Here is a 10,257-nt window from a genome sequence, read left to right on the forward strand (position 1 = left end):
CAGCCACCGGGCAACAGGCGGCGTACCCGCCTGACAGAAACCCGCCACCCCGGCACCACCCGACAGATCGGCGGGGCTCGCCCGACACCCGTCCGCACGACTTCGGCCGTGGCCACCCGGGAGACCGCCGAGCACCGGCCCAGTGGAGGGCCTCGTCATGCATTCGCCGGGGCAACATTTGTGGCTCCCGTCCTCATGGGGCTGGATCCGAACCTCGCGGTGATGGTGTCGGGTGTGGCGACGGTGTTCTTCCTGCTGGTGACGGGGGGTCGGATTCCGTCGTACCTGGGGTCGAGCCTGTCGTTCGTGGGGGTGGCGGCGGTCATCAGGACGCAGGGTGGGGACGCGGCGACGCTGACGGGGGCGTCATCGTCGGCATCGGCAACGTCACTCTCAAGTTCACCGACAACTTCGAGCTGTCCGGGATCGCCCTCGGCACCATCATCGTGCTGACCGGGTACCACGTGCTGCGGCTGATGGCCCCGGCACACATGAAGCAGCCGACCGGGACGCCACTCCTGGACGCGGGCACCACCGAGTACGACGACAACGACGACAACGAGCGCAGCTGACCGGGTTCTGGACCGCCTCTGAGGGGACCGTCCACAGAACGGGCGGTCCCCTCGGGACGGTCACTCCGAGTGGGATCGGTATTCGGCCGTACACGCGGACGGCGCTCGCGACCCACGGGGGCCGCCCGGGGGTTGCTGAACGTCGGGACCGGATGCGCCGACCGGCCCCGGAGCGGCCCGGCGCAGCTCCGCCGCGAACTGCGCGCCCGCCAGCAGCGCCAGGTTGGAGAGCCAGAGCCAGATCAGGAAGACCACCGTTCCCGCGAGCGAGCCGTACAACCGGCTGTATGTGCCCAGGGCGCTGGTGTACAAGGCGAAGCCGGCCGAGAAGAGCAACCAGAGCGCCGCCGCCAGGACACCGCCCGGCAGACCGGTGTGTCGTTGACGTGCCGGACCGGGCCCGGTCCGGAAGACGATCAGTACCAACGCCGCCGCCACCAACAGCAGTACGGGCCAGCGAACCAGTGACCACACCAAGGGCGCCGTCCGACCCAGGTGGAGCACTCGCCCCACGCCGTCGGCAAGGGGCCCGCCCAGGATCAGCGCCAAGGCGCCCACCGCCAGCAGCACCAGCAGCAGAGCGGCTGTCGCCACGATGCGCGGGGCGTTGCGCAGGGGGGAGCGCCGGTCGGTGGCACCGTGCATCCGGCACAGCGCTCGCCGGAACACCGCCAGGTAGCTGCAGCACGACCACAACGCGCTGACGGCACCCGCCGCCAGCAGGGTCCACCCGGCCGAACCACCGCTGAGCGCCTGCTTCAGGACGCCGTCCACCTGCGCACCGGCCTGACCCGGCACCAGCCCGGCCAGGTGTGCCGCCGCGTCCCGGGCGATGGCCGGGCTGATCTTCGCGAAGCCGACGACCGTGGCCAGCAGTGCCGGAAGGATCGCCAGGATCGCGTAGTACGTCAGGGCCGCCGCGAAGTCGGTGACGTCGTCGTTCCACATCCTCAGCGGTGTACGCCGCAGAGCCGCCTTCCACCGTTCGTCGCCACCCACCGACCGAACCACCGCGCACCCCCACATACTCAGGAGACCGACGGCGTCCGATCCGCCGCCGCGACCGCCTTCCCGCCCCGCGCACTGCGAAACCGCCTCGCCGGCCCCACCGCAGTCGTGCCCGGTCGGCGGCGGCGGCCGACCCGGGTGATCGCCGGTTCGGACGCGGGCACGCGCCGACGCGCCGCGGGCTCCGGGAGGGTCAACGGCACTCGGCGGCAGTGGCCGGTGCCGTGGTCTGGTGCCGTGGTCTGGTGCCGTGCTGCGCAATGCGCCAAAGTGGCCCTCGACATGAGGGGTGAGCCGGTGGGCGAACCGTTGCTGTTCAGCGATCCGCGGCAGTTGGGCCGCTTCTACCTCGACGGGCGGCTCGGGGCGGGCGGTCAGGGTGTGGTGTACGAGGGCTACGATCCGAACGGGACACGCGTCGCGGTCAAGGTCCTGCGCGCCGTCGACGTTCCGGACCGGGATCGGCTGCGCAGGGAGATCACCGCCTGGCGCATGGTGGAGCCGTACTGCACCACCCGGGTCCTGGAGGCCGATCTGGACGGCGCTGTCCCCTACGTCGTGAGCGAGTACGTGGCTGGGCCCGACCTCCGTCGGGCTGTGAACGACCGCGGCGCGTACGGACCGGAGCAGCTGCGACGTCTCGCGGTCAACCTGGCGACGGCGCTGGTGGCGATCCACCGGGCCGGTGTGGTGCACCGGGACCTGAAACCGGAGAACATCCTGCTCGGACCCGACGGGCCCCGGGTGATCGACTTCGGGATCGCCCGCATCCTGGAGGGTACGGCGACGGCCGGCCTGCCGATGGGAACCCTGCGCTACATGCCACCGGAGCGCTACCGCGGAGCTTCGGGCGACGGCAAGGTCGACATCTGGGGCTGGGCGGCGGTCGTGCTGTTCGCGGCCACCGCGCACGACGCCTTCCGAGGGAACAGCGTCGGGGCCATCGCCCACCAGGTGGCCACGCACGACCCCGATGTCTCCGTCCTCGAGGAGCCGTTGCGCTCGCTGGTGGCCTCGGCCCTGGCCAAGGACCCCCAGCAGCGACCGACGTCCGAGCAACTGCTGCTGTCCCTGGTGGGCCGCGCCGATCTGGCCGCCGTGGTGCGCGGCGTCGCGCCCGAGGGCCGGCCGAGCCACGCCCCGCCGTCCCGGGCCCAGGTCGCGGAGGCGACGTACGGCGCTCTGGGCCCGGAGGAACAGCGAGCGGTGCCGTCGATGCTGTTGCGCCTGGTCGCGCCTGGCGAACGGGCCGAGGACGCGCTCCGGTTCGCGCGGCCGGAGGAGTTCTCCGACGACCAGTTCCCGCGGGAGGTGGTGTGGCGGATCCTCGCGCTGTTCACCGAGCGCGGGGTTCTGGTCCGGGAGGACGACCGGGTCACCCTGGCGACGGCCGCCCTGATCCGCTCCTGGCCACGGCTGCGCGACTGGGTGGCGAACGAACGTGCCGGCCTCTCCGTCCACCAGCGCCTGGCCGATGCCTCGCGGACCTGGTCCGACCACGGCCGCAAGGGCAGCGACCTGTTCCAGGGGACCCCGTTGGAACAGGTCCGCGACTGGGCGGCGACGGGACGGCGCCATCTGGTGCTCAACCGGACCGAGCAGGCGTTCCTGGAGGCCTGCTCGGCCTTGAGCCGGCGCCGGGGGCGGCTGCGGGTGGCGCTCAGCTCCGTCCTGGCCCTGTTGCTGGTCATCGCCGCGGGAACGGCGGTGGTCGCCTTCGAGCAGCAGAACACCCTGGCTGCCCAACGTGACCGCGCGACCTCGGCGCAGGTGGCCGGTGTCGCCATGTCGTTGCGGACGAGCGATCCGCAGCTGGCCCGGCGGCTGTCGGTGGCGGCGGCCGGGCTCGCCGACAGCCCCGAGTCCTGGAACGCCCTGATGGCGCTGAACTACCAGCCGGAGCAGGACGTCTTCCGGCTTCCCGGCTACCGGGCGAGCACCGCCGAGCTCGACGGTTCGGGCCACCTGCTCGTGACGGGCGACGGAACGCAGGTGGACGTGTGGAATCCGCAGAGCCGCGAGAAGGTCGGCTCCTGGACCGCGCCGGCCGCCGTGCACCAGGTCGTCGTGTCCGCGGACGGCTCCACTGCGGCCGCGGCCGGGGACGACGGCGTCGTACGGCTGCTCGACCTCTCCTACGGCGCGCCGACGCGCACCGAACGGGCCTTCACCGCCCCCCGTCAGAGCAACGGGTACTGGCCGAGGACCGCGCTGAGCCCGCGCGGGAGCTACCTCGTCGTCGAGGCCGTCTCGGACCCGCCCGAACCGGGCGGTGGGAGCGCGGCCACGCTGACGGTGTGGGACACCCGCACGGAGCACGTCGTCGGCTCGGTGTCCGCCCCGTTGGACGCCTTTCTACTGCACGGCACCTCGTTCTCCCCCGACGAACGGCTCGTCTCTTTCCCGCTGTCGCGCGACGGCCGACCGTTCCAGTGGAACACCCTTCCGGAGCTGGAGCCGTCGCCGGTCCCGGACCTCGGGATGCCACCGGAGGACATCACCGGCCCGGTGGTGTTCGCCCCGGACGGGAAGACGGCGGCCATCACGTCGAGAGCGGGCGAGATCAGCCTCTTCGACCGGGCGTACGGAGATCCCACGAAGCTGAAGGGAGCCGACTCCGCGGTCGTGACGGACTACCCCTTGTCGTTCAGTCACGACGGGGCCTACCTCAACTGGGGCGGCACCGTGTGGACGTCCTGCCCGATCGGCCGGCCCCACTGCTTCCGCCGGCCCGAGCCCGTCCTGCGAATGCCGTCCACGCAGGGCGAGTGCGATCCGCGCACCGCCTACCGCTTCACGGCCGACGACACGGCGCTGGAGTGCGTCGGCAGCGACGCCGTCGTGCGCGTGCTCGGCGTCCGGGCCATCACTCGGCCCCCCGGGCCCACGGAGGACTTCTACCAGAACTCGGCGACCAGCCGGGACCGCACGACGATGGCACTGCCCAGCGGGAGCCGTGTCGACATCTGGTCCCTGGCCTCGCGCACCAAGCGGTTCTCCGTGGCCGCGGACGGCTGCGAGTTCGCCCCCTACCGCCTCAGCGGGGACGGCAGCCTGCTCGCCGCCCAGTGCCACGACCGCATCAAGGTCTGGAACCTGGCCGCGGACGGACAGCCCCTGCTCGCATCACTGCCCCTCGGACTGGAGTCCCTGTCCGACCAGCACACCGCCAACATGGTCGCCCTCGCGTTCTCCCCCGACGGCACCGCACTGGCCGTCGCGGAGGCCCGGGAGGACGGCACCGACTCCCTGAGCTTCTGGGAACTGTCCACCCAGCACCTGATCCACCGTCTCCAGCTGCAGGCCGGATACCCCGGCAACGGCCTGAGGCTCCTGTTCGGACCCGACGGACGATCCGTCTACGCCGCACCCGGCATCGGCTCCGTCGCCTTCCCCTCGGGCCAGGTCCTGACGAAGGGCTTCACCGACTTCGAACCCGACGCCGTCAGCGACGACGGAACCACGCTGTACGCCTTCCCTCAGGGCTACCTTCCCTACCTGCGGTACTGGGACGCCCGGACCCTCCAGCCGAAGGACAACCTGCGCACCGGCCCCGGCAGCCAGTCGCTCCTCGACCACGGCACGGCCGGCGCCGTCTCGGCCGACGGCCGGCTCTTCGCCGTCATCCAGAAGTCCGACGTCCACCAGGTCCAGGTCTGGGACAACACCAACCGCGTCCCGCTCGGCCTGCCGCTCACCGGCCCCGTGCAGGACTTGGTGGGGGTCTCCTTCACCCCGGACGGCACCGGCCTCATCGCGGTCGACACCTACGGCGCGTTCTTCACCTACCCGACAGCGCCGGACCGGCTCGTCCACGAGCTGTGCGAACGGGCGGGCGCCCCGACCCGCGAGGAATGGAAGCACTACATCCCGGACATCCCCTACCGGCGCTCCTGCCCGTGACGGTTCAGAAGGGCGGTCCCGAAGGACCTCCGGGCCCGCCCGACACCCGGACGGCGCAACCATCACATGATCGACTCGTTGGACCCTCCACCACGACAGCACCGAAGACTCCGGGGAGGGCCCGTTGGCAGAACGGACGGTGGACTCGGCGGCGCCCGCCCGGGGCGCCGCGCGCCCGGTGGTCCAGGCCGAGGCCGCCCTGGTACGCCACTACCGCAGGCTGGTCCGGCTGGCGTACGTCGCGTTGCCCGCCGACCGCGACCGGCACAGCCGCGTCCTCGCCGCCCACACGGCCGTCCAGCGAGCCCTGCCGTCCCGCTGGGCCCGCCGGTCCGACCCGGCGACGGGCGACGAGGACCCGGTCTACGCCGCGCTGCGCATTCGGGTGCTGCGCGACGGGCTGCGCCCCCGCCCCGCCCGTCGGCTGCTGGCACCTCGGGTCTGGGGCCTGCGGCTGTTCACCCCGCACGGCGGCGAGCAGGACGCCGCGCTGGAGCAGGCGCTCGCGGCGCTCGACGCGCCCGCCCGGGCCGCGTTCGCGCTGCGGGTCGTGGAGGGCCTGACCGCCCCGGAGGCCGCCGAGGTCCTGCGGCAGGCCGGGGTCGAGCAGGCCGAGCGGGCCCTCGACGCGGCGGCCGGTGTGGGCGCAGCGTCCGGAATCGGGGCATCGGTCGGCGTCGGCGCATCGGCGGAGCCGGACCTCTCCGCCTTCGACCCCTGCGCCGTCCGGGTCCAGCCGACCGACCTGCTGAGCCGCCGCCGGAAACTGACCGCCACGCTGCTGGTCGGCGTGCTCGGCCTCACCACCGCGACCGTCGTGCTCTCCGGCAGCGCGACCGGCACCGGCACCGCCCCGGTCGCCTCCACCACCGGGCCGGCGCCCGCTCCGCCCGTCGGCGCCGCGGCCGATCCGGCGCGCCTGGTCCACGTGCCCGCGGACCTCTGGCAGCACACCGCGCGGATCGACTTCACCGCCTGGCCGGCCCGCGGCGACCGCCGCGAGGACGCCGCGCTGCTCGGCCGCGCGACGACCGCCTGGGAGCGTCCCGGCCCGCAGACCCGCGCCGAACCGGGCACGGACACCGCGCCGCCGATCGCCCCGCCGCGGCTGCTCTACGCCGGCACCGTGGACGGCGCCGCCGTGGTGCTCCTGTACGACGGGCAGCGGCTGGCCCGCTACACCGACGGACGCGACGGCGGCCTCGACCTCGCCCGGGCCGACGACTCGGACGTCACGACGGCCGGAGCGGTGGTGCTGCGCCGCCGGGGCACCTCCGTGCGCTACCTGCTCGCCCCCTGGGTGGAGGCCGCCGAGACCCGCCGGATCGACCGGCCCGATACCCCCGCCCAGCCCCTGGACCATCCCGACGGCCTCACCCCGGCGACACCGGGCGGCGTGCTGACGGACTGCCGGGGAGCCACCGTGCTCCAGCTCCGCTCCTCGCCCGTCGTCGCCGAGAAGCACGCCTTCCTGCTGGCCGACCTCGGCGGGCTCGTCCCCGCCCACCTCACCTACACTCCGCCCCCGGACCGCAGCCAGCCGGCGCGATCGCCGCGCGAGGCGACCGGCCCGGACGCGCTCCAGGCCTGGGCCCGGGCGGGCTGCGCCGCCCCGGACGGCACTCCCGGCGTCAAGCAGCTCAACCTGTGGGCGTTCGCGGTGCAGCCGCTTCCGCAGAACGCGGGCTCGGCGTCCTGGGTCTGCCTGCGCGCCGACCGCTGGACCGGCGAGGGCAGCGCCGCGACGGCCGTCCTGCTGCCCGCCGCCCAGGCTCCGCAGCGCACCGGCGGCGGTCCGGGCCGGTCGTGCAGCCGGTTCGAGCAGGACACCGTGGGCTGGGCCTGGTGGCGTTCCCCGCAGGGCACAGAGTTCCTGCTGGCGGCGGGCAGCCGACGGGTCACCAGGCTCACCGTCAAGGGCCCCGACTGGTCCGCCGACCGGCCCGTTCCGGACCACACCCTGGCCGTGGAGCGCCCGGCCCGGGCGAACGTCCAGGTGGAGGGCGTGCTGGACGGCGGCGCCCGGATCGGCCCGCCGCACTGACCCGGCCGGACCATGCCCGTGCCGGACGTGAGCCGGTGTCGCCGGGTGTCCCGTCTCCGCGGAGTCCGGGGCGTGCCGTTCAGGGCGCGCGGCGGCTTACGCCGTGGCCGGGCGGCCGGTCGCCGTTCCCGTGCCGTTCCTGCGGCCGACCTCCCCCGGTCGCCCGCGACGGCCGGCCGTCGGAGCGGGCCGACCGGCGGCGTTGCCCGAAAGGGCCACGACCGGTCGGCCCGGCTGGTCCCACGCGTCGTCAGGTGGTCGAATCTCCTCGCACGTTCGGGCCGACCGCCCGGTCGGCATCCGATTCCGACGACTCGTCCGCCCAGGAGAGACATGCCTTCATCGGCACACCGCCATCGAACCACCGCCGGTGTCGTGGCGCTCAGCGCGCTCGCGATCACTTGCGGCACCGCCGTCGCCGGCAGTTCCGCCACCGCGGCGGACACCGTGCTGTGGACCCCCAGCACCAGCAAGGGCCCTTCCTCCTTCGCCGGCGTGCAGTGCGCGGAGGGGAAGTTCGGCGTTGTGAAGGACCCGGCCAAGGGCAGCGTGTGGCGGGCCTTCCAGGCCGCCGGCGAGGAGCGCTGCGAGACGCTCGGCCCGAACCTCAAGGAGGGCAGCACCTTCTACCTCGGCTGGTCCTCCAAGCTGAACATCAAGGACTCCAACAGCCGCTACGTCTTCCAGCTCAAGTGCTCGCCGAGCACCGACACGGCGAACCACCCGATCGAGATCGACGCGACGACCGGGCGCATCCGCCTCCAGGAGTGGGACACCGAGCACGTCGCCCACACCCTCTGGACCGCGCCGACCAGCAACAACCAGTGGCACTCCTACGCCCTGAAGATCCGGCTCGGCCGCACCAACGGCACCATCGACTTCTGGTTCGACGGTGTGAAGCAGACCTTCACCAACGGCTCCGGCACCTTCAAGGGCACCACCTGGGACGGTGACCGCAACTACCTCAAGTGGGGCTCCTACCACCCGTCCCCGGGGAACGCGACGAACACCTTCACCAGCCCGATCATGGCGACCACCCTCCAGGCGGCCACCGCCGGCTCCTGACCCGGGGCGCGGCCGGGCGCAGCGCGCGGCCGCGGGGCGGGACAAGGCCGGGGGCGGGACACGGCCCGGCAACACCGCCGGGCCTGCGCCGCTCCCGGCCCTCCACTCCCTAGGGTCGGCAGGATGACGACCCCGACAGCCCCGGAGCCCCTGCTCGGCAGGCCGGAGCGGCTGATCGCACTGGCCGACGGCGTCTACGCCATCGCGATCACCCTGCTCGCCATCGACATCAAGCTCCCCGACGGCCTGGACTCCTCCGAGTTCCACCGCCAGCTGCGCGAGCTCCTCCCCCAGGTCGGCGCGTACGCCCTGAGCTTCCTCGTCCTCGCGGCCTTCTGGCGTGACCACCACCGCCTGTTCCTCGGCGTCGGGCAGGTGGACGGCCTGGTGATCCGGCTGACGCTGTTCGGCCTCGGGATCGCGGCGCTGCTCCCCTTCCCCACCTCCCTCATCGCCGAGTACGCCAGCGAGCCCTCGGCCGTGGCCATCTACTCGGCGGCCGTCGCGGCCCTCGGCAGCACCCAGTTCACGCTGCTGCTCGTGGTGTGGAGGCGCCCCTGGCTCCGGTCGGCTCCGCTGCCCGACCGGGAGGCCCACGCCTATCTGGCGGACCTCGGGGCGACGGTGGTCGTCTTCGCCGCCACGGCGCCGCTGAGCTTCCTCATCGGGTCCCGGGTCGTGTGGGGCTGGCTGGTGCTGCTGCCGGTGAAGGTCGCCATCGGGCGCTGGAGCACCCGGGTCAGCCGTTCGGACGTCTGACCGCGCCCGCGCCAGGGGGTTTTCGCGTACAGCGGGTGACGGCACGGGCCACGGCGGGTGAGGGCTGTGGCCCGGACCACCCGACGCCACCGCCGCACCCCGCCCGGCCCCCCGATTCCGGCACCCGCCGCAGCCGGACCGCCACGCCCCGTCGACCGTGTGCCCGGCCTCACAGGCCCCCCGGAGTGGCCCGGACCACTTTCCGCCGGTATTCGATCTTGAAAATCAGGACATTTGCCTTCAAAACAGGCCAATATCATGATCCATACCCACGGTAACCCCCCACTGACCTCGCTAAACCTACGAATCCTTGAAACCCCACCACCACCCCCGTAACTTCGAATGCGTTGCACCGAACGAGCACAACGCTCACCGGCAACACCGTGCGAACCCCCACGAAACCACAAGCCCCCAGGGCCTGGTTCCGCACGCCCCCACCCCCTTCCGAAAAGGAAACCCATGACCTTCCGTAACGAGACCACCACCGCCACCACCGCCACCAAGCGCCGCAACCGCGTCCGGACGGCACTGATGGCCGGGGCGGTCCTCGCCCTGCCGGTGGCCGGCCTCGTCACGGCCAACGCCGCCTCCGCCGCCCCCGCCGGAGTCTGGGACAAGGTCGCCGCCTGCGAGGCCACCGGCAACTGGGCCATCAACTCCGGCAACGGCTTCTACGGCGGCCTCCAGTTCACCAGCTCCACCTGGGCCGCCTTCGGCGGCACCGCCTACGCCCCCCAGGCCCACCAGGCCACCAAGGCCCAGCAGATCACCATCGGCGAGAAGGTCCTCGCCGCCCAGGGCCCCGGCGCCTGGCCCGTCTGCTCCGTCAAGGCCGGCCTCACCAAGTAACACCCCCACCCCCACCACCACGGGGGCGCACCACAACAACGCCGCTGCACCCGACCA

6 protein-coding genes and 2 pseudogenes are annotated in these 10,257 nt (G+C 73.1%); 7 read left to right on the top strand and 1 reads right to left on the bottom strand.

Going from position 1 to position 10,257, the window contains the following annotated elements; translation table 11 throughout:
• Positions 1 to 108 precede the first annotated feature (108 nt).
• Positions 109 to 366, top strand: a pseudogene (locus BI06_RS47200) (solute carrier family 23 protein); the annotation flags it as partial.
• An 80-nt stretch (positions 367 to 446) separates the two neighbouring features.
• Entirely contained in the window at positions 447 to 572 is a 126-nt protein-coding gene (locus BI06_RS54875; protein ID WP_255360317.1) for a hypothetical protein, read from the top strand.
• 60 nt (positions 573 to 632) lie between these two features.
• On the opposite strand, the gene BI06_RS36005 is transcribed toward BI06_RS54875, so the two are convergent.
• Positions 633 to 1,520 (bottom strand): YihY/virulence factor BrkB family protein, encoded by an 888-nt coding sequence (locus tag BI06_RS36005; RefSeq protein WP_063795096.1) that lies wholly within the window; start codon positions 1,518 to 1,520, stop codon positions 633 to 635.
• A gap of 357 nt (positions 1,521 to 1,877) precedes the next feature.
• Here BI06_RS36005 and BI06_RS36010 point away from each other — a divergent pair, with 357 nt between their 5' ends.
• From BI06_RS36010 to BI06_RS36030, 5 genes and pseudogenes are all read left to right on the top strand, one after another.
• Positions 1,878 to 5,483, top strand: coding sequence for a serine/threonine-protein kinase (locus tag BI06_RS36010; protein ID WP_051742653.1), 3,606 nt, complete (start codon positions 1,878 to 1,880; stop codon positions 5,481 to 5,483).
• Positions 5,484 to 5,607: 124 nt separating this feature from the next.
• Positions 5,608 to 7,527, top strand: coding sequence for a hypothetical protein (locus BI06_RS36015; RefSeq protein WP_233290431.1), 1,920 nt, complete (start codon positions 5,608 to 5,610; stop codon positions 7,525 to 7,527).
• Between the two features lie 333 nt (positions 7,528 to 7,860).
• Complete coding sequence (locus BI06_RS36020) at positions 7,861 to 8,592, top strand: heparin lyase I family protein (RefSeq protein ID WP_078880766.1); 732 nt, start codon at positions 7,861 to 7,863, stop codon at positions 8,590 to 8,592.
• 123 nt (positions 8,593 to 8,715) lie between these two features.
• Entirely contained in the window at positions 8,716 to 9,351 is a 636-nt protein-coding gene (locus BI06_RS36025; RefSeq protein WP_199523409.1) for a TMEM175 family protein, read from the top strand.
• A 459-nt stretch (positions 9,352 to 9,810) separates the two neighbouring features.
• Positions 9,811 to 10,197 (top strand): annotated as a pseudogene (locus BI06_RS36030) (transglycosylase family protein); the annotation flags it as partial.
• Positions 10,198 to 10,257: the final 60 nt, after the last annotated feature.

The sequence above is a fragment of the Kitasatospora sp. MBT66 genome (assembly GCF_000710405.2).
Taxonomy (GTDB): Bacteria; Actinomycetota; Actinomycetes; order Streptomycetales; family Streptomycetaceae; genus Kitasatospora; species Kitasatospora purpeofusca.

What these genes read in the sequence shown, in the direction of transcription:
- BI06_RS36005 (WP_063795096.1), bottom strand. Translation starts at nt 1,520, where the DNA reads ATGTGGAACGACGACGTCACCGACTTCGCGGCGGCCCTGACGTACTAC.
- BI06_RS36025 (WP_199523409.1), top strand. Translation starts at nt 8,716, where the DNA reads ATGACGACCCCGACAGCCCCGGAGCCCCTGCTCGGCAGGCCGGAGCGG.
- BI06_RS36020 (WP_078880766.1), top strand. Translation starts at nt 7,861, where the DNA reads ATGCCTTCATCGGCACACCGCCATCGAACCACCGCCGGTGTCGTGGCG.